24 protein-coding genes are annotated in these 20,535 nt (G+C 66.7%); 12 read left to right on the top strand and 12 right to left on the bottom strand.

Annotated elements, in window-relative coordinates:
- Positions 1 to 22: 22 nt before the first annotated feature.
- From SynRS9909_RS12260 to SynRS9909_RS12245, 4 genes are read left to right on the top strand one after another with little or no spacing between them, the layout of a single operon-like run.
- A complete protein-coding gene (locus SynRS9909_RS12260; protein WP_116431388.1) occupies positions 23 to 1,753 on the top strand; it encodes an iron uptake porin in 1,731 nt (576 codons plus the stop codon).
- Positions 1,754 to 1,786: 33 nt separating this feature from the next.
- Positions 1,787 to 2,755, top strand: a complete 969-nt coding sequence (cysK, locus tag SynRS9909_RS12255; RefSeq protein WP_007101424.1) for a cysteine synthase A — start codon at positions 1,787 to 1,789, stop codon at positions 2,753 to 2,755.
- Entirely contained in the window at positions 2,752 to 3,483 is a 732-nt protein-coding gene (locus SynRS9909_RS12250; RefSeq protein WP_007101425.1) for a J domain-containing protein, read from the top strand. The genes cysK and SynRS9909_RS12250 overlap by 4 nt, the downstream gene beginning before the upstream one ends.
- Positions 3,483 to 5,552: a phospholipid carrier-dependent glycosyltransferase gene (locus tag SynRS9909_RS12245; protein WP_007101426.1), complete on the top strand. Its 2,070-nt coding sequence runs from the start codon at positions 3,483 to 3,485 to the stop codon at positions 5,550 to 5,552. Before SynRS9909_RS12250 ends, SynRS9909_RS12245 begins: the two co-directional genes overlap by 1 nt.
- Here SynRS9909_RS12245 and ndhO read toward each other — a convergent pair.
- A complete protein-coding gene (gene ndhO, locus SynRS9909_RS12240) occupies positions 5,531 to 5,758 on the bottom strand; it encodes an NAD(P)H-quinone oxidoreductase subunit O (RefSeq protein ID WP_038001818.1) in 228 nt (75 codons plus the stop codon). The two genes, SynRS9909_RS12245 and ndhO, sit on opposite strands and share 22 nt — an antisense overlap.
- Positions 5,759 to 5,813: 55 nt before the next feature.
- Here ndhO and SynRS9909_RS12235 point away from each other — a divergent pair, with 55 nt between their 5' ends.
- Entirely contained in the window at positions 5,814 to 7,055 is a 1,242-nt protein-coding gene (locus SynRS9909_RS12235) for a cation:proton antiporter (RefSeq protein WP_007101428.1), read from the top strand.
- Between the two features lie 28 nt (positions 7,056 to 7,083).
- Positions 7,084 to 8,016, top strand: a complete 933-nt coding sequence (locus SynRS9909_RS12230; protein WP_007101429.1) for a TIGR01777 family oxidoreductase — start codon at positions 7,084 to 7,086, stop codon at positions 8,014 to 8,016.
- On the opposite strand, the gene SynRS9909_RS12225 is transcribed toward SynRS9909_RS12230, so the two are convergent.
- Genes SynRS9909_RS12225 through SynRS9909_RS12210 form a run of 4 tightly spaced genes read right to left on the bottom strand, consistent with a single transcriptional unit; the run spans position 7,961 to position 10,363 of the window.
- A complete protein-coding gene (locus tag SynRS9909_RS12225) occupies positions 7,961 to 8,236 on the bottom strand; it encodes a hypothetical protein (RefSeq protein WP_007101430.1) in 276 nt (91 codons plus the stop codon). The genes SynRS9909_RS12230 and SynRS9909_RS12225 overlap by 56 nt on opposite strands.
- Positions 8,233 to 9,483, bottom strand: coding sequence for a lipid-A-disaccharide synthase-related protein (locus SynRS9909_RS12220; protein WP_007101431.1), 1,251 nt, complete (start codon positions 9,481 to 9,483; stop codon positions 8,233 to 8,235). Before SynRS9909_RS12220 ends, SynRS9909_RS12225 begins: the two co-directional genes overlap by 4 nt.
- Before the next feature lies 1 nt (position 9,484).
- Positions 9,485 to 9,904: a M48 family metallopeptidase gene (locus tag SynRS9909_RS12215; RefSeq protein ID WP_007101432.1), complete on the bottom strand. Its 420-nt coding sequence runs from the start codon at positions 9,902 to 9,904 to the stop codon at positions 9,485 to 9,487.
- Between the two features lie 45 nt (positions 9,905 to 9,949).
- Positions 9,950 to 10,363: an iron-sulfur cluster assembly accessory protein gene (locus SynRS9909_RS12210; RefSeq protein ID WP_007101433.1), complete on the bottom strand. Its 414-nt coding sequence runs from the start codon at positions 10,361 to 10,363 to the stop codon at positions 9,950 to 9,952.
- 91 nt (positions 10,364 to 10,454) lie between these two features.
- Between SynRS9909_RS12210 and zds the strand changes: the two genes are divergently transcribed.
- From zds to SynRS9909_RS12195, 3 genes are read left to right on the top strand one after another with little or no spacing between them, the layout of a single operon-like run.
- On the top strand, positions 10,455 to 11,915 hold the full coding sequence (gene zds / locus SynRS9909_RS12205; protein WP_038001819.1) for a 9,9'-di-cis-zeta-carotene desaturase: 1,461 nt from the start codon (positions 10,455 to 10,457) through the stop codon (positions 11,913 to 11,915).
- Positions 11,916 to 11,920: 5 nt separating this feature from the next.
- Complete coding sequence (locus SynRS9909_RS12200; RefSeq protein ID WP_007101435.1) at positions 11,921 to 12,370, top strand: SRPBCC family protein; 450 nt, start codon at positions 11,921 to 11,923, stop codon at positions 12,368 to 12,370.
- On the top strand, positions 12,321 to 12,911 hold the full coding sequence (locus SynRS9909_RS12195; protein ID WP_162858313.1) for a hypothetical protein: 591 nt from the start codon (positions 12,321 to 12,323) through the stop codon (positions 12,909 to 12,911). The genes SynRS9909_RS12200 and SynRS9909_RS12195 overlap by 50 nt, the downstream gene beginning before the upstream one ends.
- Here SynRS9909_RS12195 and SynRS9909_RS12190 read toward each other — a convergent pair.
- Genes SynRS9909_RS12190 through SynRS9909_RS12170 form a run of 5 tightly spaced genes read right to left on the bottom strand, consistent with a single transcriptional unit; the run spans position 12,887 to position 17,244 of the window.
- Positions 12,887 to 13,696: a uroporphyrinogen-III synthase gene (locus SynRS9909_RS12190; RefSeq protein WP_007101437.1), complete on the bottom strand. Its 810-nt coding sequence runs from the start codon at positions 13,694 to 13,696 to the stop codon at positions 12,887 to 12,889. The two genes, SynRS9909_RS12195 and SynRS9909_RS12190, sit on opposite strands and share 25 nt — an antisense overlap.
- On the bottom strand, positions 13,693 to 14,922 hold the full coding sequence (locus tag SynRS9909_RS12185; RefSeq protein WP_007101438.1) for a glycosyltransferase family 2 protein: 1,230 nt from the start codon (positions 14,920 to 14,922) through the stop codon (positions 13,693 to 13,695). The genes SynRS9909_RS12190 and SynRS9909_RS12185 overlap by 4 nt, the downstream gene beginning before the upstream one ends.
- Before the next feature lie 43 nt (positions 14,923 to 14,965).
- Positions 14,966 to 16,624: a glycoside hydrolase family 3 N-terminal domain-containing protein gene (locus SynRS9909_RS12180; RefSeq protein WP_007101439.1), complete on the bottom strand. Its 1,659-nt coding sequence runs from the start codon at positions 16,622 to 16,624 to the stop codon at positions 14,966 to 14,968.
- The gene (gene rbfA, locus SynRS9909_RS12175; protein WP_007101440.1) at positions 16,621 to 17,031 is read right to left on the bottom strand and encodes a 30S ribosome-binding factor RbfA; all 411 of its coding nucleotides are present in this window, start codon (positions 17,029 to 17,031) and stop codon (positions 16,621 to 16,623) included. The genes SynRS9909_RS12180 and rbfA overlap by 4 nt, the downstream gene beginning before the upstream one ends.
- A gap of 6 nt (positions 17,032 to 17,037) precedes the next feature.
- Positions 17,038 to 17,244 (bottom strand): DUF751 family protein, encoded by a 207-nt coding sequence (locus tag SynRS9909_RS12170; RefSeq protein WP_007101441.1) that lies wholly within the window; start codon positions 17,242 to 17,244, stop codon positions 17,038 to 17,040.
- Between the two features lie 58 nt (positions 17,245 to 17,302).
- On the opposite strand from SynRS9909_RS12170, the gene SynRS9909_RS12165 reads away from it, so the two are divergent.
- Positions 17,303 to 18,028: a glutathione S-transferase family protein gene (locus SynRS9909_RS12165; RefSeq protein WP_186593729.1), complete on the top strand. Its 726-nt coding sequence runs from the start codon at positions 17,303 to 17,305 to the stop codon at positions 18,026 to 18,028.
- On the opposite strand, the gene SynRS9909_RS12160 is transcribed toward SynRS9909_RS12165, so the two are convergent.
- Complete coding sequence (locus SynRS9909_RS12160; RefSeq protein ID WP_007101443.1) at positions 17,940 to 18,710, bottom strand: DUF6816 family protein; 771 nt, start codon at positions 18,708 to 18,710, stop codon at positions 17,940 to 17,942. The genes SynRS9909_RS12165 and SynRS9909_RS12160 overlap by 89 nt on opposite strands.
- On the opposite strand from SynRS9909_RS12160, the gene SynRS9909_RS12155 reads away from it, so the two are divergent.
- Positions 18,709 to 18,975 (top strand): chlororespiratory reduction protein 7, encoded by a 267-nt coding sequence (locus SynRS9909_RS12155; RefSeq protein WP_038001051.1) that lies wholly within the window; start codon positions 18,709 to 18,711, stop codon positions 18,973 to 18,975. The genes SynRS9909_RS12160 and SynRS9909_RS12155 overlap by 2 nt on opposite strands.
- Here the strand turns inward: SynRS9909_RS12155 and SynRS9909_RS12150 are convergent.
- Complete coding sequence (locus tag SynRS9909_RS12150) at positions 18,926 to 19,531, bottom strand: shikimate kinase (protein WP_007101445.1); 606 nt, start codon at positions 19,529 to 19,531, stop codon at positions 18,926 to 18,928. The two genes, SynRS9909_RS12155 and SynRS9909_RS12150, sit on opposite strands and share 50 nt — an antisense overlap.
- A gap of 72 nt (positions 19,532 to 19,603) precedes the next feature.
- Here SynRS9909_RS12150 and SynRS9909_RS12145 point away from each other — a divergent pair, with 72 nt between their 5' ends.
- Positions 19,604 to 20,530, top strand: a complete 927-nt coding sequence (locus tag SynRS9909_RS12145; protein WP_007101446.1) for a 6-carboxytetrahydropterin synthase — start codon at positions 19,604 to 19,606, stop codon at positions 20,528 to 20,530.
- Positions 20,531 to 20,535: the final 5 nt, after the last annotated feature.

The following is a 20,535-nucleotide window of genomic DNA, read 5'->3' as shown; positions in this document are numbered from 1 at the left end:
GTCCGCCGTGATCTGCCTCAGCATGCGCCCTGTTGCTGCAGTTCTTCCACGTCTGGTGGCCCTATCGCTTGTCGGCGGCGCCGGGTTTGAGGCCAGCCCATCGGCCAACGCTGCCGAGCTGAACATCAACGCCGTTTCTGACTACGCCATTTCCAGTCAGCAGGTCACCAGCATCACCCAGTTTTCGGATGTGGTTCCGACCGACTGGGCCTACCAGGCGCTGAGCAACCTGATCGAGCGCTACGGCTGCGTTGCCGGTTACCCCAACGGCACCTATCGCGGCAACCGGGCGATGACCCGCTTTGAAGCGGCCGCCCTGCTCAACGCCTGTCTCGACCGCGTCACCGAAGTGACCGACGAGCTCAAGCGCCTGATCAAGGAATTCGAGAAGGAGCTCGCCATTCTCAAGGGCCGCGTCGATGGCCTTGAAGCCAAAGTGGGTGAATTGGAAGCGACCCAGTTCTCCACCACCACCAAACTGAAGGGGCAGACCACCTTCATCACCGGCGCCGTGAATGCCAGTGGTGATAACGGATCGAAGGTTCTGCCCAACGGGGCGACGCGCGATGTCAGCAGCTTCAGTGGCAATGGCCTCAATGGTGGTGCCAAGGCTTACAACCAGGAGTATGGCGCTTTCACCTTCAATTACGATCAGCGTCTTTACTTTGAGACCAGTTTCACGGGGAAAGATCTACTGCTGGCTTACCTCCGTGCCGGTAATTTCGGTAAGAACAACGCTCTCAACGGTGGTGGGATCAATCTCACCCAGCTGGATGTGGCCTATGACAGTTCAAGTGGAACTGGCTCCAGCAATTTCCTGAACATCTATCGCCTCTGGTATCGCTTCCCGGTGGGAGATCAGTTCACGCTCATCGCTGGTGCTGTAGCCCGAAACACGGAAATGTTGGCGATGTGGCCCTCGGTGTATAACAAAGGCGGCGTGAAAACCCTTGAGGTGTTTTCGCTTGCTGGTGCAACCGGTGTCTACAACAAGGCCACGGGGCAGATGATTGGCGGCTACTGGAAACAAGCCACCAGCAAGGGTGACCCAGCCTGGAGCGTGTCGGTGAACTATGTCGCTCAACAAGGCAACACATCGGATCCCAACAGTGGCGGAATCATGACCGATCGCTCGGAAGGCAATCTGTTGGCTCAGCTTGGCTACAGCGGACCTCGATTCGGTGCGGCCCTGGGCTATCGCTACGGTCAGTGCGGCACTAACTTCCGCCATGCCACGGAATTTACGGCTGCCAATGGGTACAACAACAGTTGCACCGCCACCCTGGCTAATGGGGCCTCGGAGCCGATCGCGAGCTCCACGAACAGCTATGCCGTGAATGCCTACTGGCAGCCTCAGAACAGTGGCTGGATTCCTTCTGTGTCGGCGGGTTGGGGATACAACCAGGTGAGCGCTGCCAACAAAGTGACGGGTTCGCCCCTCAACAGTCAGAGCTGGTTTACTGGCATCAAATGGTCGGATGTGGGCCTGAAAGGGAACGACCTGGGCTTCGCCGTGGGCCAGCCTGTGTTTGCCACCGGCCTCGATGGCGGTTCCACTCCCTTTGATGGCAACTATGCCTTCGAGTTGTATTACTCCTTCCAGGTGACCGACAACATCCAGGTTGCGCCCAGCGTGTTCTATCTGTCGCGTCCGATGGGCCAGTTCACCTCCAATCTCACCCGCCAGGGGAGCGGCTACGACGGCAACTTCAGTATTTTCGGCGGCCTGGTTCAAACCACCTTCAAATTCTGATGATTGGATGGGGGCAGCCCCGACGGCCTCCCCATGCCGATCGCCGACGACATCACTGCGCTGGTGGGTCGCACCCCCTTGGTGCGGCTCAACCGTTTACCGGCCGCCTGCGGTTGCCAGGCGGAGATCCTGGCGAAGCTGGAAAGTTTCAATCCCACCGCCTCGGTGAAAGATCGGATCGCCGGGGCGATGGTGCAGGCAGCGGAGGCCAGTGGCACGATCCAGCCCGGGCGCACCGTGCTGGTGGAGCCCACCAGTGGCAACACCGGCATCGCTCTGGCCATGGTGGCCGCCGCCCGCGGCTACCGGCTGATCCTCACCATGCCCGACACGATGAGCACGGAGCGCCGTTCCATGCTCCGGGCCTACGGCGCCGAACTTCAGCTCACTCCAGGGGTGGAGGGAATGCAGGGGGCGATTGCCCTTGCGCGTCAGCTCGTGGCGGAGATCCCCGGGGCCTATCTGCTGCAGCAGTTCGACAATCCGGCCAACCCTGCCGTCCATGCGGCCACCACCGCTGAAGAAATCTGGGCTGACACCGGCCGCGCCCTGGATGCCTTCGTGGCCGGCGTTGGCACCGGCGGCACCCTCACCGGCTGCGCCCAGGTGCTCAAGCGCCGTTGCCCGGGCCTGCAGGTGGTGGCGGTGGAGCCTGCGGCGAGCCAGGTGCTGGCGGGTGGGGCCCCCGGCCCCCACCGGATACAGGGCATCGGCGCCGGTTTTGTGCCTCCGGTGCTCGAGGCTGGGTTGATCGATGAGATTCTGGCCATCAGCGATGAGGAGGCGATGGCGATGGGTCGCCGTCTGGCCCGGGAGGAGGGACTGCTCAGTGGCGTCAGCAGTGGTGCGGCGGTGGCGGCAGCGCTCCGGATCGGCCAGCGTCCGGCGATGGCCGGCCGCCGCATCGTGGTGATCCTCGCCAGCTTCGGGGAGCGGTATCTCTCCACGCCGATGTTCAGCAGCGCGCCTGCGCCACCAGCCCGTGGGGATGGTCAGTTGTGAGTCGCTCGCCCCAGCTCGACGCCCATGGCGGTGATCCCTATCGGGTGCTCGGCCTCGGTCCCAGCGCCAGCCACGGGGAGATCAAGGCGGCCTATCGGCGCCTGGTGAAGGAACACCACCCCGATGCAGGTGGTGATGAGGAGCGGATTCTGGCGCTCAATGCCGCCTGGGAACTGCTCGGGGATGCCGAGCGCCGCCGTGCCTTCGATCGTGATCGCACTGTCGCTTCGGCGGACGGGGGCCGGGAGGAGGCCCGCCGCCGTGGGGCCCGCAATGCCCGTGCGGCCCAGGCCGCCAGACGTTCCAGCGGCCAGGGCGCCAGTGCCGACGACGCCCTGATGCAGTGGCTGCAGGTGGTGTATGGGCCGATCGATCGCCAGCTCGGCCAGGTGATCAATGCCTTTCCAGCCCAGCTGCGCGCCCTCTCCGCCGATCCTTACGATGACGCCCTGATGGAGGCGTTCTGTGCCTACCTGGAGCAGAGCCGCGCCCGCATCGACAAGGTGAAAACTCTCTATCAATCCCTGCCCACACCGGCCTTGGCCCGGGGTTTTGGCCTGAGCGTGTACCACTGCCTCTCCCAGGTGGAGGATGCCCTCAACGAACTGGATCGTTACACGATGGGCTACGTGGACAATTACCTCCACGACGGTCGGGAGATGCTGCGGGAGGCGAAACGTCGCCGTCAGCGCTTACATGAGGAGCGCGGGCGCCTGGAGATCGGTTGATGGGCCCCTGGCTCTTTCGTGCCCTGCTGCTCGGGATCTGGTTGCTCGCCACCGGCGTCGATCGCCTCTGGTGGACCCTTCATGACGGCCTGCCGGCCTGGGACCAGGCCGACTATCTCAACAGTGCCCTCGATCACGGCCGCGCCCTCGGGCTGCTGCCGGGTGGTGCCTGGCAGGGCTGGAACGCTCTGCTGGATCTGTCGCCCAAGATTCCGCCCTTGGCCTCGCTGGTGAATGGCACCGTGATGGCTGCGGCCGGCGATGATCCGGCCCAGGCGGCCTGGAGCCTCAGCCTCTGGCACGGGGTGCTGCTGTGGGCTGTGGCGTCCTGGGCGGTGACGTTGCGTCGTTCCTTGGTGGAGGCGCGCGCCTTTGCCCTGCTGGCGGCCCTGATGGTGGCCCTGGCGCCGGTCTTGCTGGAGCTACGCAGCGATTACGTGCTGGAGATGGCCCTCACGGCGATGGTGACCCTCGCCCTCTGGCGGCTCAGCCGCTGGTGGCATCCCCTGGAGGGCGGGCAATGGCTGCAGGCCCTCACCGCCGCCCTCGCCTGCACCGGAGCGCTTCTCGTGAAGCAGAGCGCTCTGCTGGTGCTGATTCCCGCTCTGGCCTGGGTGAGTTGGGGTGCTTGGCGTCGGGGCGAGGGGCGCCGCCTGCAGTGGTTGGCTGGGGTGGCTGTGGTGCTCGCCGGCGTGCTGCCCTGGCTGCGGCACAACTGGATCACCACCCTGGGTGGCACCAACCGGGCTGTGCTCGAGTCGGCAGCCCGCGAGGGAGACCCCGGGCCGCTCAGCCTCAGCGGCTGGCTCTGGTATCCCCGACTGCTGCCGGCCCAGATCGGCGCGGTGCTGCTGACGGTGGGCTGCGCTGGGGTGCTGCTCTGGTGCTGGCAGCGCCGCCGCTATAGCGGCGATGAGCCCCAGGCCTGGCGGTTTCTGCTGGTGACCCTTCTGGCCGGCTGGGTGTTCACCAGCCTCAGCCCCAACAAAGACGATCGTTACATCGCCCCCCTGCTGCCGGCCCTGATCCTGCTGCTGGCGCGGGGCTGGTGGCAGTGGGGCCTCTGGTTGCGCGCCCGTTGGCCCGGTCTGCAGGACTGGTTGGCACCGGTCGCCCTGATGTCAGGGCTGCTGGTCTGTCTGCCGGCCGCCTGGTCCGCCCAGCTGGCCCGACTGCAGAACCGCCATCAGGGGCCGCTGGATGCGATCGTGCGCCGAGCTGGCGGTGCCCGGGCCGATGGGCGACCCACCACCTTGATCGTGGTGCCGAGCACCCCGGATCTCAATCAGCACAACGTCAGCTATTACGGCCGTCGCCAGGGCGGACACCTGGTGGGGCGTCAGCTCGGCAGCAGCCGCGGCGATGTGGAACCCGTCCTGGATCGGGCCGAGTGGGTGCTGCTCGCGGAAGGGGATCAGGGTTCAGTGCGCAAAAGCGCTCGGCGACTCGATCAAGCCGTGCGCAGCAGCGGTGTGTTTGAACGGGTGGAGCGCTTTCCTCGGCCCCAGGGGGGGAGTTATTCCCTCTGGAGGCGGCGTGCGCAGGCGCCGGCACCGGCAGAGTTTGCGACGCAATTTCCCGCCCTCGCCAGCGGTCTGGCCCAGGGGCCGGTCGGCCTGGATCCCTTGTTCGCGGCCGTGGGTGTGGAGCACATGCTCGATGGCCATCAGCTGTATCGCGATCGGGTCCAGCGCCAGGCGGAGCAGGCGCTTCGCCTCGATCCTGAGGCCGTGGAACCCCGTTGGAGTCTGGCCGTGCTGGCCGTGCTGGCGAATCGGCCGGCGGCGGCGGACCGTCAGTTCGCTGCCCTGGAGCGGGTCCAGCCCCAGAACCCCTGGCCCAGCGCCTACCGGGCGGTCGTGTCAATCGCCGCTTGGAACCCAGCCCAGGCGCGCCTGGTGATGGAAGCTGCACGCCGACGCCATGGCGATGGGGCGCTCTTGGTGGCGCTCGATGATCTCAGCGCGGTGTTGTCTGGGGCGCTCTGGCGACTTCCCGCCGCCGGCCGCTCGATTCCCCGCGCTGTGCAGGAGGTGGAAGCGACGCTTCAGTCGCAGGTCTCAAGCTGAGCCAGCTTCAGCCACACATCCGGCACAGGGCGCCGCCAGCGCACCTGGCCGTAGTCACCCTGGATCGCCAGCAGTTCCCCAGGCCCTTCAAAAATGTAGGCCGGTGCCGATGGATCGCTGGCCGCTGCCTCCACACTGCCGGAGTAGGCCTGGCGATTGACCCGCACCAGGGCGCCTTTCTTCAGGGCAGGGGCTGTTTCGGCCATCACGGAGCACTCGCTGAACAGCAGGCTAAAACGATCGCGATGTTGCATCGAGCCTTTGGCCCATCAATTGGCGGTCTACCTGCTCGCTTTCGGCGGTCTGCTGCTGGTGGCCGTGTTGCTCGATGATCTGGCGGCCCGGATCCGCGTGCCCGGCATCCTGATGGTGCTGATGCTCGGTCTGCTGATCGACAACAAGATGGAGGTGGCCTCCGGCACGGCCTCCCTGCTCAACTTGAGCCATGCCGAGCAGATCACCCAGGTGGCCCTGGTGCTGGTGCTCTTTTTTGGTGGTCTCACCACCAACTGGGCTGAGGTGCGGGCCGTGATCCGACCTGCTGCTCGCCTGGCCACCCTGGGGGTGGTGCTCACCTCCGTGCTCACCGCCGCTGTGTTGATCGGCTTCGGGGTGCTTCAGGACGACCGGCCCGTGCTGGAGCTGTTGCCGAAAGCCTTGTTCGTGGGCGCCATGGTGGGGAGCACCGATGCCTCGGCGGTGCTGGCCCTGCTGCGGCCCCTGGCTGGTCAGTTGCCCCAGCCGCTGATCGATCTGATCGAAACCGAATCCGGCTTCAACGATCCGATGGCGGTGGTGCTCGCGGGCGTCGCCCTCGCTCTGGCCGGTGGGGAGGGCGTGGCACCGGCCGATCTGGTGATCGAGGTGATTCGTCAGTTTCTGCTCGGCATCCTGATCGGCTTCCTCGGCGGCAGCCTCACCGTGCAGTTGCTCGGCAGTCGCACCAGCCTCAACCAAACCACCATGCTGCCTGTGGTGAGCCTGGCGCTGCTGATGCTGCTCAGCGGCGGCACCGCCCTGATGGGGGGGAGCCCCCTCCTGGCCGCCTACGTGGCCGGCCTCGTGCTCGGCAATGGCCCCAGCCTGGATCAGGCGGCTCTTGAGGAAGCCCACGCCAGCTTCGCCAAGATGGCCGAGCTGGTGTTGTTCCTCTGCATGGGGTTGGTGGTGGAGCCGGAGAGCGTGGTGTTCGCTGCTGGCTGGGGCTTCCTGCTCTTCCTGGTGATGCAGCTGGTGCGTCTCGTGATTGTGCAGACCCTGCTGCTGCGCACAACCTTCCGTCCGCCTGAACGCATGTTCATCTGCTGGGCCGGGCTCCGTGGCGCAGTGCCGATCGCCCTGGCGATCGATGCCTGGGCGTCTGGGGTGAGCTGGGGGCGGGAGATGCCGCCGCTGGCTCTGGCGGTGGTGCTCTGCGGGCTGTTCATTCAGGGTTTCGCCCTCGTGCCGCTGGCCCGCCGCATGAAGATCACCGTGCCGATTGCGGAGGCCCAGGCCCCTTAGCCTGCGGGCCCTTGCCTGGACGAACACCATGCGCCTGCTTCTGCTCGGATGCACCGGTCTGGTAGGGCGTGAGCTGATCCCGACGCTCCAGGCCGCCGGCCACGATCTCACCGTGGTGAGCCGGCGCCCCCAGGCCGTGGCGTGCCCTTCCCTGGTCCAGCCCCTCACCTGGCTGCAGCTGGATCCGGCTCAGGCCGATGCCTGGGCGCCTGAGGGGCCGTTGCATCAGGCGCTGGCGTCTGCGGATGGGGTGGTGAATCTCGCCGGTGAGCCGATCGCTGAGCAGCGCTGGACGCCGGCGCACGTGCAGTTGCTCGAAGACAGCCGTCTCCACACCAGCCGCCATTGCGTTGCGGCCATGGCGGGCCTCGAGACGCCACCTTCCGTGCTCGTCAATGCCTCCGCGGTGGGCTTCTACGGCACCGCAGCCGACGCCTGTTTTCAGGAGAGCAGTGGCGCTGGAGCTGATCGCCTCGCCCAGCTCTGCACCGCCTGGGAAGCGGCGGCTGCAGGCAAACCCGCCGCCACTCGATTGGTGGTGGTGCGTATCGGCATTGTGCTGGCCCCTGACGGCGGCGCCCTGGGCAAGATGCTGCCTGTGTTCCGCGCCGGTTTCGGTGGACCGATCGGCGATGGTCGTCAGTGGATGAGCTGGATTCATCGCACCGATCTCTGCCGTCTGATTGCGGTGGCTCTGGAGGATCCGGCCTGGACTGGGGTGGTGAATGGTGTGGCGCCCGAGCCGGTGCGCATGGGGGAGTTCGCCACGACGCTCGGCCGCAGTCTCGGCCGCCCGAGCCTGTTGCCGGTGCCTGGGCCTGTGCTGCAGCTGCTCCTCGGTGATGGTGCCCGGGTGGTGCTGGAGGGTCAGCAGGTCCGCTCCGAGCGCCTGGATGGCCTCGGATTCACGTTTCGCTATCCCGCCCTGCCTGCAGCGCTCGACGCTGCCACCAGGAGCTGATGCCGTTCACCAGGGCCGCGGCGATCAGCAGGCCGATGGCCGGGGTGAACAGGGGCTCCCAGAGTCGCTGGAATCGACGCAGCGGCGCCTCAATCCCCTGGCTGCTCGCCACCACGGCCGCTGCGAACCAGAGCGCTCCTGCGAGCACCACAAACACATCCAGCACCAGCAGCCGGTCCAGCCAGCGCTTCCAGAGGGATTCCGAGGCTGTCTTGTTCATGCCCGAGTTCTGGGGTGCCGTGGGTGCTGCTTTTGCAGCTGATCATCGATCGCCTCGGCGATCCGTGCCGCGCCGCTGACTCCCGCGGCCCCACCCATGCTGCCGAGGCGCCGGGTCGCTTCGCGCCGGCAGCGTTCCTGGAGGTCTGGATCTGAGGTGCTGCGCTCAAGCAACTCGAGCGCCAGCGCGGCTGTGGCCTTCAAAGTGTCGGGGCTGCCGACGGGGCCCTTGGCGCAGAACACGGTCGGTCCGAGCAGGCGCCGCTGCGCTTCGGCGAACTCGGGGGTGAATTGGGGGCCTTCGCCAACGAGTTGCAGCACCGGTTTGGCCAGTCCCACCGCCTGTTCCGCCGCTGTGCCGGCCATGCAGAGCAGCAGATCGGAGCTTTGCAGCACGGCCGTGAAACGGCTGCGTTGCACCTGGATCCGCCGTTGTCCTCGCTCCAGCCGCTGCGGCTGATCGCGGCCATCGCCGGGCTGCAACGTCCAGCCCTCGGCCTGGGTCAGGGCTGTCAGAGCGGTGTCGTCCAGGCCATGCACCAGGGCGAGATCCACCGCCAGCTCTCCGCTGGCGAGCCAAGGTTCCGGCAGCTGTTCCACCACCCTCAGCAGTAGCCGCAGGTTCTGTTCCAGCTCCGGCCGGCGGCTGCCGGGGAGGAGTCCGATCCTTCGCCGGCTGGGGGGCAGGGGGTGCTGGGGCTGCAGCACCGGATCCATGAAGGGGTTGCCGAGAAAGCGCACCGGTCGCTGCAGTTGCTGGCTGAGGTCGTCGGCAGTCAGCTGATCGCGGCTGAACACGGCACGGCATCGACGGCTCGAGAGACACTCGCCGCAGGGCCAGGGCAGGCGCAGGCGGCCTTCGTAGTGGCTCGAATAGGCCACCAGGTAGGTGACCACAGGTCGGCGACTGAGCCAGGCCGCCATCACCGGGATCACATCGCCGATCACCACCACCAGGTCGTAGCGATGGGCGACCCGCAACAGCTTCACCACGCCACCGAGCAGATGCAGCACCTGACCCTGCACCAGTTCGGTGAGGCGTCCACGCAGGCTGGTGTACCCCAACCCCCCGGTGCTGAATTCACGGGTCTTCAGGATCAGAGGCAGTCCGGCGTCCCGGTAGGGGTGGCCGTTGCCCACCAGGGGCAAGGCCTCCACCTGATGCTGTCGGTCCCGCAGGGCCGCCCCCAGCAGGGCGCCGGAGAGATCTTCGCCATGTCCGTTGCTGAGCAGCAGCACACGGGCCACGTCAGAGCTCCAGCCAGTTCTTCACCTTGGTGAGCGCGGGCCAGCCTGGGCGACGCTGGAAGCCATCGGCAATCGACGCCTGCAGCTCCTGGCCCACATCGGGGGCCATCGCCAGCACCTGTTGCACCATCTCGATCTGATCCCGCACGCCCTTGGCCTTGGTTTCGAGCATGGCCACGCTGAGGTTGATCCGGGCCTGCGGATCCTGCGGGTTGAGCTTCACGGCGGTACGGGCTGAGCGCAGGGCCGCCTCCGGCTGATCACAGAGCAGTTGCAACCAGGCCAGGCAGGTCCAACCCGCCGACTGGCGGGGGGCCGCTTCGGTAATGGTGATGAAATCATCCAGCAGCTCCTCCGCCGGGGCCCCGTTCTGATAGCGGGCCATCGCCTGTTCAAACAGGCTCTCCTGTGTTGACTCCATCACCGATCGGAGGTGCGTGCACCCCTCAGATTCCCATGGGGACGATCAGACAGCGAAGGAGCTGCCGCAACCACAGGTCTGGGTGGCGTTGGGATTGGTGAAATTGAAACCACCGCCGATCAGGGCCGTGCTGTAGTCGAGCTGCATGCCGTAGATGTAAAGCAGGCTCTTGGGGTCGCAGACCACGCGGAAATCGGCACCGTCAGGGGCGCAGTAGTCGTACACCTCATCCCCATCCACGATGGTGTCGGCCGGCTCGAAATCCATCGTGTAACTCATGCCGCTGCAGCCGCCGGAGCGCACGCCGACCCGCAACACCTGCTCCTCACCCTGCTCCCGGCACAGTTTCGCCAGCTGCTGCATGGCCGTGGCGGTGATCAGGATGCCTTTGCCGTCTTTGCCGGTGTGTGGGGCGGCGCCGGTGGCGGCGGAAACCGTTGTGGGGCTGGTGCTGCTCACGTGAATAGGGATCAGACCTCCACTCACTGTATGGAGCCCCGCCGCGACCTGCCGATTCATAGAGTCGTTGCGTTGTTGGCAGGTGCTGCCCGTGCGGGTTGCGATCGTGGGCGCTGGATTGGCCGGGCTTGCCGCCGCAGTGGATCTGGTCGACGCCGGCCACGATGTGTCGCTCTACGAGGCCCGTCCGTTCATGGGCGGCAAGGTGGGCAGCTGGGTCGATGACGACGGCAATCACATCGAGATGGGATTGCACGTGTTCTTTTTCAATTACGCCAACCTGTTCGCCTTGATGCGCAAGGTGGGGGCGATTGAGAACCTGCTGCCGAAGGATCACACCCATCTTTTCGTGAATCGGGGTGGTGATCTGCGCGAGCTTGATTTCCGCTTCCCGGTCGGAGCCCCCTTCAATGGCCTCAAAGCGTTTTTCACCACGCCCCAGCTGAGCTGGATCGACAAACTGCGCAACGCTCTGGCGTTGGGCACGAGTCCGATCGTGCGCGGCCTGGTGGATTACGAGGGGGCGATGCGGACGATCCGGGCCCTTGATGCGGTGAGTTTCCAGGCCTGGTTTCTCGGCCATGGCGGCAGCATGGAGAGCATCCGCAGGATGTGGAACCCGATCGCCTACGCCCTGGGGTTCATCGATTGCGAGGCGATCTCGGCCCGTTGCATGCTCACCATCTTCATGATGTTTGCCGCGAAGACGGAGGCCTCCAAACTCAATCTGCTCAAGGGGTCGCCCCATCGCTGGCTCACGGGTCCGATCCTGGAGTACATCCAGGCCCGTGGCGCCCAGCTGCATCTGCGCCACCGCGTCAAGGCTGTGCTGTCCAGCGCCGGCGAAACGCCCGAGATCACTGGCTTGCAGCTCGGCACGCCCGATGGCGAGATCACGGTGGAGGCGGATGCCTATCTCGCGGCCTGTGATGTTCCCGGCATTCAGCGCCTCCTCCCAGACGACTGGAAACGCTTCCCCCAGTTTGCGGCGATCGATCAGCTCGAGGCCGTGCCCGTGGCCACGGTGCAACTGCGCTACGACGGCTGGGTGACCGAGCTTGATGACAGTCGCCGCCGCCAGGATTGCTCCCAGCCCGCGGGGTTGAACAATCTGCTGTACACCGCCGATGCGGATTTCAGCTGTTTTGCCGACCTGGCTCTGGCCAGTCCCGAGGACTACCGCAAGGATGGTCAGGGGTCCCTGCTCCAGTGCGTGCTCACCCCCGGCGATCCCTGGATTCCGAAGTCGGTGGAGGAGATCGTGGCCCACACCGATCGCCAGGTGCGTGACCTGTTCCCGTCGTCGCGCGACCTCACCCTCACCTGGAGCAACGTGGTGAAGCTGGCTCAGTCGCTGTATCGCGAGGCTCCGGGGATGGAGCCCTACCGGCCGGAGCAGCGCACGCCCGTGCCCAATTTCTTCCTCGCCGGCAGCTACACCCGTCAGGACTACATCGATTCGATGGAAGGGGCCACGATGAGCGGACACCTGGCCGCTGCGGCCATCCTGGGGAAGGAGGCCAGCCTGGCCTCCAATTCCGCAGTCGCCTGAATCCCATGGGACGTTGGCTTGAACACACCGTGACCACTGAGGTGCAAGCGCCTGTCGATCGCGTCTGGGCGGTGTGGAGTGATCTGGAGGCGATGCCGCGCTGGATGCGCTGGATTGAATCCGTGCACACCCTTGAAGACCCTGATCTGACGGATTGGACCCTGGCGGCGCAGGGGTTTCGCTTCCACTGGAAAGCGCGGATCACCTCGCGGGTCGAAGCCCAGCAGCTCCATTGGGAGTCGGTGGGGGGGCTGCCCACCAAAGGGGCGGTGCGTTTCTATCCGGAGGCACCGGAGCGCACGGCCGTGAAACTCTGCGTCACCTATGAATTGCCGGGTGTCTTGGCACCGTTGATGGAACCCAGCATCCTTGGGGGAATCGTGACGCGAGAGCTTCAGGCCAACCTTGACCGTTTCCGTGATCTGGTGGAAAGCGATTACACCGTTTCGGCCTGAACGGTGTCTGCTGCTGCTCGCCGGCTGTCTGGTGTCGTGCAGCAGTGGTCCCTCAACGACGACCATGGACACCACCACCAAGCCGTCGTCCCCGCGAGCCGCCGCCCAGCAACCTGTCGACGGCGCCCCTCGGCCCCCTGCTCCGGCGGTCCGGGCCGGGCTGATTCCCCTCCCCACACCAGCCCAGGTGGAGGGGGCGGTGCCCCGGGGGCGTCAGGATCCGTTCGCAGCGCTGCCGCGTCCGCCCAAGCCCGCCGCGACGCCACCTGCCATGGCCGCCTCGGCTGGGTCGGGGGCGGCACCCGGGGCTGCACCCAGTTTGAGTTTGCGCGGTGTGCTGGCGGTGGGCGGGCAGCTGCAGGCCCTGGTGAGCACGGCGACCGGTTCCGGTGCGGTCTGCCTTGGCAGTCGCGGCCGCTGCCTGGCAGAGGCGGAACCGCTCCTGCCCGCAGGCTGGACCGTGCAGGCGATTGACCTGCGCCGCGGCTGTCTCACCTACTCGGTGGGCGGAAAGGCTCAGCCCCCCGTCTGCATGACCTGAACGCAGCACTGCACCAACCCGTCCATGTCGTGGGGATCGGCCTCCCCATCCACCCGTCCGAGCAGCTCCCGGCAGCGTTGACTGGTCTGGGGGCCGATTGAGATCAGGCGCACGCCCTCCAGCCGCTGCCGCCACTGGGCGCCGAAACTCCGCTCCAGCAGAGCCGCGGTGTGGGTCACGGTTTTACCGCTGCTGAAGCTGATCGCCTCGACGCGACCGTCGCGCAGGGCTTGCTCCGTGTCGGCAGGAATGCTCTCAGGGCAACGTGATTCGTAGGCGGCCACCTCCACCACGCGGGCGCCCGCTTCTGCGAAGGCCTCCGCCAGCACGGTGCGGCCGCCGCTCTGCACCCTGGGCAGCAACAGGCGCAGGCCCCAGCCCGACACGGGGAAGTGATCGATCAGGCTGTCGGCCACAAAGGTGGGTGGCACGAAATCCGCCGGTGCACCCAGGTGATCGAGGCTGGCAGCGGTCTTGCGACCGACCGCGGCGATTTTCAAGCTGCAGGGCCGTTGCCGCAGGCTGCGGCCCTGCCGTTGCAGGCGTGCTTCCACCGCCTGCACGCCATTGGCGCTCGACACCACCAGCCAGTGGAACTGATCCAGTTCCGCGAGAGCGTCATCGAGGGGCCCCCATTCATCCGGAGGACCGATCACCAGCGCCGGCAGATCGAGCACCTGGGCCCCCAGGGACTCCAGTTGTTGCCGCACCGCGCCTTGCTGCTCCTGCGCCCTGGTCACCACCACGGTGGTGCCGATCAGCGGCTGCTGCCCGGCGGCGCTCATGCGCGCACCTCGTCGAGTTTCACCATGCCCTCCACCTGGTGACGCAGCGCCTGGGCCTCTTCAGGCCGACCCTGTTGGTGCAGCAGCGCGATCGCCTCGCGGAAACCGCTGCGAGCGCCGTCGATATCGCCGCCCAGCAATCGGGCAACGGCCAGGTTCTGATGCGTTTCGGCGTGCTCCGGGTTCAAGTGCAGGGCGCGTTCGTAGGCCTGCAGCGCTGCAGCGATGTCGCCGCGGCGCCGTTGCATCAGGCCCAGGTTGTACCAGCCCAGGGCCACTTCCGGAGCGCGTTGGGTGGCGGTGAGCGTGAGCTGGATCGCTTCGTCCAGCCGCTCCTGTTGCATCAGCAGGGCGGCCAGATTGAGGCGCGCACCCATGCTGAGACGGGTGTCGAGGGGGAGGTCGAGGGCCTGGCGGTAGGCGTCGGTGGCGGCAGCTGGATCGCTGGCACTCAGGGCGATCGCCAGGTGCAGCAGCAGCTCATACCGCTCGCTCACGCTGTTGGTGTCTGGGGTGTTGGCGTTCGGATCAGCCTCGAGCGAGGCCAGACCCTGGCGAAGCAGGCTGAGGCCTCTCCCCTGATGGCCTTCGGCGATCTCCAGGGCCCCCAGCTTGGCGCAGGCATAGGGATCGCCCGGTTGCTCCTGCAGCCACTGCTCCATCGCCTCACGCAGCCGGCTGGCCTTGTCGCTGCCCTGAAGCAGCTCGGGCCGGTAGCCGTCGTGGATCAGGGCCGGCTCGCTGCAGTCGACGATGCGCCACTGGGGTTCGTCCTGCAGCAGCGCCTGCACGCTGTCGTCAATCATCGAGTGGTAGGGCCGGCTCCAGCGAATCTGCGGATGGCGTCGGAACAGGCGACTGACCCGGGAATAGGGAGCCATGGCCGCGCCACGCTCGTAGCGCAGCAGGTTGATCACCAGCACATCCGGCTGGGCCATCAGGGCGCGCAGGGGGGCGATGGCCTCCGGCCTCAGTTGTTCATCGGCATCGAGCACCAGCACCCAGTCGCCGCTCACATGGCTGAGCGCTGCGTTCCGGGCCGGAGCGAAGTCTCCCGGCCAGGTGATGTGTTCCACCCGGGCGCCGGCCGCTTCGGCCACGGCGATGGTGTCGTCACTTGAGCCGGTGTCCACCACCACCATCTCATCGGCCAGGCCGCGGACCGAGCCGAGGCATGCCTCCAGCCGCTGCGCCTCGTTGCGCACGATCATCGAGAGACTGAGCATCGGATCGGGGCGGATCTGCTGGGAGGTTACGGCCGTCGATCGCTCAGTCGGTGAAGCCGTCGTTGCGATCGGTGCCGGTGCCCGTCCGATCTGGCGACAGCAGCTGTGCGAGGGCCTGGGCCTGGGCGTCGTCCATCTGCCCCGGGCTGTAGAGGGCGGGGATCGCGAGGTCGAGCTGGCTCGTGAGCTGGTCCCAGGTGTAGGGACAGCCGTACACCACCAGTCCGGCCAGGCGTCCCAAATGTTGCAGCTGCTGGAGAGCGGCGCCCCAGGGTTCGCTCCGATCACGCTCGCCGCGGAATGGGTTTCCCCTCAGAAACAGCTGCACCAGCACCGGCCCCTCCCCCAGGTGTTCCAGGGCCAGGGGGGCGTCGTTGGCTTGCTCGGACCGCCAGGGCGACAGCCCCAGGGGGTGACAGAGCAAGCTGCGGAAGCCGGCCTGCTCCGGCAGGGTCAGGGCTGGTGCGTTGGCGCGAAGCACGGTGGAGGGCAGCACCCCATCGACTCGGATCAGGTTGATCCCCCCTGCGCCTGCAGCTGCCAAGGACTGCGCCGCTGTTGGACCGCGTTGCTCCAGGCTCAGCGCCACGAGCGTGGTCGCCAGCTCCCGTTCTTCGGCCAGCTCCAGGTCGCTCAGGTCTTCGGGATCCTCGGACTTGTCAGCGGCGACGGGCTGGGTGCGGGCGAGGGCCTGGCTCCTCCGATTCAGCGCCTGATCCAGTCGCTGCCATGGCAAGGATCCATCGCGCAGGCCGGCGGCAATGGCGGCAATGGCGGCATCGGCATCGCCTGGCATCAGGATCAGATCCGCGCCTGCCGCGAAGGCGAGGCGGGCCGCGTCGCCGGCCCCCCAGCGTTGGCTGATCGCGTCCATCACCAGGGCATCGGTCACCACCAGGCCCTTGAACTCGAGCTCGTCTCGCAACAAGCGCGTGAGTGTGGCGCTGGAGAGCGTGGCCGGCCGTTCCGCATCCAGCGCGGGGATCTGGAGATGGGCGGTCATGACGCTGTCGACCCCTGCGGCAATCAAGCTGCGAAACGGGGCCAGTTCCACCGCATCCAGTCGCGCCCGATCGTGAGGGAGCAGCGGCAGCTGCAGATGGGAGTCGACGGCGGTGTCGCCATGACCTGGGAAATGTTTGGCGCAGCTCAGCACGCCCGTGCTCTGGAGGCCGCGCTGAAAGGCACAGGTGAGGGCGATCACCGTGGCTGGTGTGTCTCCCCAGGCCCGCACATTGATCACCGGATTGGCGGGATTGTTGTTCACATCCGCCACGGGCCCCAGCACCCAGTTCAGGCCACAGCGGCGAGCTTGCCGTCCTGTGCAGCGTCCATAGCGTTCCGCCAGCGCCACGGCCCGGGCCGGATCGCGCTGATGCAGGCGGGCGAGCGCCATGGGTGGCACCAGCCAGGTCGCCCCTTCAAACCGTTGGCCGACGCCTTCTTCCACATCGGCGCACAGCAGCAGCGGCTGATTGGCCCAGCGCTGCAGGGTGCGGCAGCGCTGGTGCAGTTCGGTGGCAGTCCCCCCCAGGAGAATCACGCCGCCAACCCCGTCGGCGAGCAGCCGGCGCAAGGCCTGATTCGGCAGCTCCCAGCGGGGGTAGCGGCGCTGTCGGTCGCTGGCATGGCCGCTCGCCCGCACCACGATCAGGCTGGCGATGCGCCGGCGCAGCTCCGCGTCGTTGAGGGGGGCGCTCACAACGGTTCGCCAGACTCCTGTTCGCTGGACTGCGGCTGATCGTCCCGTTCCTGGCGTTCCTCCTCCAGGCGGTTGAGCAGGTGGAGCACCGTGGTGCCCTTTTCGATGCCGCGATCCAGTTGGAACACCACCTCCGGGGCGCGGCGCATCTGCAGCCGGCGGCCCAGTTCACCGCGCAGGTAGCCGCTGGCGGCTTTCAGGCCCTCCAGAACGTTCTGCTTGTCGGCGTCTTCGCCATAGATGCTCACGAAGATCTTGCAATGCTGCAGATCACCGCTCACCTCCACTTCGGTGATGCTCACCATGCCCTGATGCACCCGTTCGTCGCGGATGCCATGGATCAGCAGTTCGCTGGTTTCGCGGCGAATCAGTGCCGCGACCCGTTCCACGCGCCGTCCCGGTGCCATCGTGCCTCAGGTCAGGGGTGATGGAGTCACCATGGCACGGAGCACCAGCCCCACGCTGATCAGGCCGCTCACCAGAGCACCCATCAGGGCAACGGCGGTCACGGGGTTGCTGCGCCGCCTGGCCAGGGGCTCGGCAACGGAATTGATCACCCCCAGGCTGAAGGCGATCAGGTAGCGGGGGTACCGCGTCACATTGACGAAAAACTCGCGCATGGCCTCGGCGAGGGTTGGAGAATCACCGCTACTCTGCCGGTCCCTCGGCTGTCCGGTGATGCTGGAGCTCCATCAGTTCCGCCATTCCGCCTTCTGCCTGAAGGTGCGCATGGTGCTGCAGGCCAAAGCCCTGAGTTATCGCGTGGTGGAGGTCACCCCGGGCGTGGGTCAGCTGGCTGTTTTTCGCCTCTCGGGCCAGCGTCAGCTGCCCGTTCTGGTGGATGGCGACACGGTGATCGCTGATTCCTCGGCGATCGCCCGCCACCTCGAGTCGGTCGAACCCGACCCTTCCCTGATCCCTCAGGACGCGCGCGACGCGGCTCAGGTGCATCTGATCGAAGACTGGGCCGACACCACCCTGGCCCATGCCGCCCGCCTCGCCCTGGTGCAGGCGGCGGCGAGTGATCCGGAGCTGCGGGTGGCACTGCTGCCTGATGACCTGCCGGAACCGCTGCGGCGCACACTGGCCGGTTTGCCCGGCGGTTGGCTGCAGGGGCTTGGCGAGGTGCTCGATCAGGGGGAGCGTGCCGCCATGTTCACCAGCCTGCAGCGGCTGGCTGCGGCTGTGGAGACCACGCCCTGGTTGGTCGGAGATCAGCTTTCCATGGCCGATCTGGCGGTGGCGGCCCAGCTTTCGCTGCTGCGTTTTCCCGCGTCCGCCGGAGATGGCCTGGCGGGTCGGGGCGTGCCAGGACTCAGTGATCACCCCCAGCTGCAGCCGCTGTTCGCCTGGCGGGATCGTTTGGAGACCCGTCTGTTTCAGGTTGATCCGGCAGCCGTGTGAGCGCGAGCCGGTAGTGGGCGCGTGCCAGGGGAGCAGCGTCCAGTCCCTGCTCGGGCCCGCTGAAGCGAGCCTGCCATTGCTCGGCGCAGATGCGTTCCACCGCCGCTGGCCTGGGTGTGCAGGGGTGGTAGCGGCTGAGGGTTTCCACCCGGCTGATCCTGGGCGATCCAGGGCCATGCACGATCTGAAGCACCAGTTCGTCGGTTGTGAACGGCTCCTGCTGCGGATCGCTCTGTCGCCTGCCGATCACAGTGGTCTCCAGCAGCTGGTCGTTCCGCAGCCGGGCCAGTTGCCGAGTGTGATCGTCGGCTGGCTGCTCCACCGTCAACAAGGCCGAACCCAGCACCGCTCGGCCGATCGCGAGGGCATTGAAGGCGCGATCGGGCACGACCCGCTGCTGCGTATCAAGGAGAAACCGGGCCTGATGGCGGAGCGGTGCGCCGGTCTCCCCTTCCGCCGTCAGATCCAGGCTCGTCACCTGCCACTCGCCGGCAAACCAGGCCGGATACACCAGATCCCCACGGCGATCGGGGCGCGGCAACGGCGCCGGCAGCTGCCAGTCAGGCCAGGCCTGCAGGCGTTGCTCCAGCAGCGTCGCGCTGCCATCGGCCCGCACCGGGATGGCGAGGCACAGCAGCAGCAGCAGAGCCACGATGATCGGACGCAGCAGTCGTCGCACCATGTCTGATCCCCTGATTCGTGCCTGCGATCACTATGTGGTTCTGGAGCCGGGCCAGCCGGAGCGGTTTCTCTCCGCCGCCGACACCGTGACATGGCTGGAAGGCCAGCTGGCCGCCTTGGAGACCCTGCCTGACGACCTCGTGGCCGCCGGTTCCCTCACGGCTGCAGCCCGGAGACTGCTGGATACCGCTTGTGATCTGGAGATCTCCCCAGGGCTCACTCTGCAGTGGTTTGCGGTGCGCCTGGAGCCCCCTGAACGGGATTGAGCACGGCGGGAATGGCGTCAAGGACGCGCTGGGCCACCTCTTCCGGTGTGTCATCGCCAATGGTCAGCTGCACATCCGCTTCGGCGTAGAGGGGCCGCCTTGCGCTCAACAGGGTGTCGAGCGTTGCTGCCGGGTCAGCGCTGCGCAGCAGGGGGCGTTCGCCCGGATCCCGCCGCAGCCGTTGCAACAGCTGGTCACGGTCGGGATCCAGCCAGACCACCAGCCCCTGATGCAGCACGCCCCAGTTTTCGGGTCGCGTCACGATGCCGCCGCCGGTGGCCACCACCAGCGAGTGGCGCTGGCCGATCGCCTGCAGCACCTGGGATTCCAAATCGCGGAAGCCCTCCTCCCCCTCCTCCTCAAACAGGTGGGGAATCGAGCGACCGGCCACCTGCTCGATCACGGCGTCGGCATCCACGAAGCCATAGTCCAGGCTCGCGGCCAGGGGGCGGCCACTGCTGCTTTTGCCGCTGCCCATCATGCCCACCAGATAGAGATTGCGCCCCCCGAGGCGCGCTTTGAGGGGATGGGGCAGGGGCTGGGAAGGGTCGGTCATGGCGAGGGGCGGCGGCCGTCCGGACGGCACAAGCTGCGAACTCCCTAGGATGCCGGCCGGTTGAGGGATGCCATGGCTGACAGTTCTGCGATGGCCTCCGCTCCCCATGGCCAGGGACGTGGTTGTGTGATCACCCGTCGCGCCTGCTTCAGCGCCAGCCATCGGTACTGGTTGCCGGAGCTGGATGCGGATGACAACGCCGCCCGCTTCGGGCCCTGCACCCTCGCACCCGGACACGGCCACAATTACGAGTTGATCGTGTCGATGGCCGGACCTCTCGATGCCGATGGCATGGTGCTCAACCTCTCTGAGGTGAAGCATGCGATCCGTTCGGAGGTCACCGAAGCGCTCGACTTCCGCTTCCTCAATGAAGCCTGGCCGGAGTTTGATGTCACCAGGCCGGAGGGCTGTCTGCCCACCACCGAGGCGTTGGTGCGCGTGATCTGGCATCGGCTTTCCGCCCACCTCCCCCTGGTCGCCCTGCGGCTTTACGAATCACCAGGCCTCTGGGCCGACTACCTCGGACACGGCATGGACGCTTATCTCACCCTTCGCACCCACTTCGCTGCCGCTCACCGACTGGCACGACCCGAGCTCAGCCAGGAGGAGAACGAGCGGATCTACGGCAAATGCGCTCGCCCCCATGGGCATGGTCACAACTATCTGGTGGAGGTGACCGTGCGGGGCAGCATCGATCCCCGCACGGGCATGGTCTGCGATCTGGCAGCGCTTCAGAGCCTGCTCGACGACCTGGTGGTCGAGCCCTTCGACCACACGTTCCTCAATAAGGACGTGCCCCATTTCTCCACCTGTGTCCCCACAGCGGAGAACATCGCCCTGCACATCGCCGACCGGCTTGCTGCGCCGGTGCAGGCGATCGGCGCCCATCTGCACAAGGTGCGGCTGCAGGAAAGCCCGAACAACGCCGCTGAAGTGTTTGCTGAGGCGCCGCAGCTCAACATGGCACCCGTTGGCCTTGAGGCGGCGATGGCCTCCTGAACATC

The sequence above is a fragment of the Synechococcus sp. RS9909 genome (assembly GCF_014279595.1).
Lineage (GTDB): Bacteria > Cyanobacteriota > Cyanobacteriia > PCC-6307 > Cyanobiaceae > Synechococcus_C.
The sequence above is the reverse complement of the archived record's forward strand: the minus strand, read 5'-3'. Positions and strand labels throughout refer to the sequence as shown.

Excerpts from the sequence above, each read along its gene's own strand:
- cysK (WP_007101424.1), top strand. The coding sequence starts at position 1,787 with ATGCCGATCGCCGACGACATCACTGCGCTGGTGGGTCGCACCCCCTTG.
- SynRS9909_RS12215 (WP_007101432.1), bottom strand. The coding sequence starts at position 9,904 with ATGGAGTCAACACAGGAGAGCCTGTTTGAACAGGCGATGGCCCGCTAT.
- SynRS9909_RS12155 (WP_038001051.1), top strand. The coding sequence starts at position 18,709 with ATGTCTGATCCCCTGATTCGTGCCTGCGATCACTATGTGGTTCTGGAG.
- SynRS9909_RS12200 (WP_007101435.1), top strand. The coding sequence starts at position 11,921 with ATGGGACGTTGGCTTGAACACACCGTGACCACTGAGGTGCAAGCGCCT.
- SynRS9909_RS12260 (WP_116431388.1), top strand. The coding sequence starts at position 23 with ATGCGCCCTGTTGCTGCAGTTCTTCCACGTCTGGTGGCCCTATCGCTT.
- SynRS9909_RS12245 (WP_007101426.1), top strand. The coding sequence starts at position 3,483 with ATGGGCCCCTGGCTCTTTCGTGCCCTGCTGCTCGGGATCTGGTTGCTC.
- SynRS9909_RS12230 (WP_007101429.1), top strand. The coding sequence starts at position 7,084 with ATGCGCCTGCTTCTGCTCGGATGCACCGGTCTGGTAGGGCGTGAGCTG.
- SynRS9909_RS12145 (WP_007101446.1), top strand. The coding sequence starts at position 19,604 with ATGGCTGACAGTTCTGCGATGGCCTCCGCTCCCCATGGCCAGGGACGT.
- SynRS9909_RS12150 (WP_007101445.1), bottom strand. The coding sequence starts at position 19,531 with ATGACCGACCCTTCCCAGCCCCTGCCCCATCCCCTCAAAGCGCGCCTC.
- SynRS9909_RS12185 (WP_007101438.1), bottom strand. The coding sequence starts at position 14,922 with ATGCTCAGTCTCTCGATGATCGTGCGCAACGAGGCGCAGCGGCTGGAG.
- SynRS9909_RS12170 (WP_007101441.1), bottom strand. The coding sequence starts at position 17,244 with ATGCGCGAGTTTTTCGTCAATGTGACGCGGTACCCCCGCTACCTGATC.
- SynRS9909_RS12165 (WP_186593729.1), top strand. The coding sequence starts at position 17,303 with ATGCTGGAGCTCCATCAGTTCCGCCATTCCGCCTTCTGCCTGAAGGTG.
- ndhO (WP_038001818.1), bottom strand. The coding sequence starts at position 5,758 with ATGGCCGAAACAGCCCCTGCCCTGAAGAAAGGCGCCCTGGTGCGGGTC.
- SynRS9909_RS12225 (WP_007101430.1), bottom strand. The coding sequence starts at position 8,236 with ATGAACAAGACAGCCTCGGAATCCCTCTGGAAGCGCTGGCTGGACCGG.
- rbfA (WP_007101440.1), bottom strand. The coding sequence starts at position 17,031 with ATGGCACCGGGACGGCGCGTGGAACGGGTCGCGGCACTGATTCGCCGC.
- SynRS9909_RS12190 (WP_007101437.1), bottom strand. The coding sequence starts at position 13,696 with ATGAGCGCCGCCGGGCAGCAGCCGCTGATCGGCACCACCGTGGTGGTG.
- SynRS9909_RS12160 (WP_007101443.1), bottom strand. The coding sequence starts at position 18,710 with ATGGTGCGACGACTGCTGCGTCCGATCATCGTGGCTCTGCTGCTGCTG.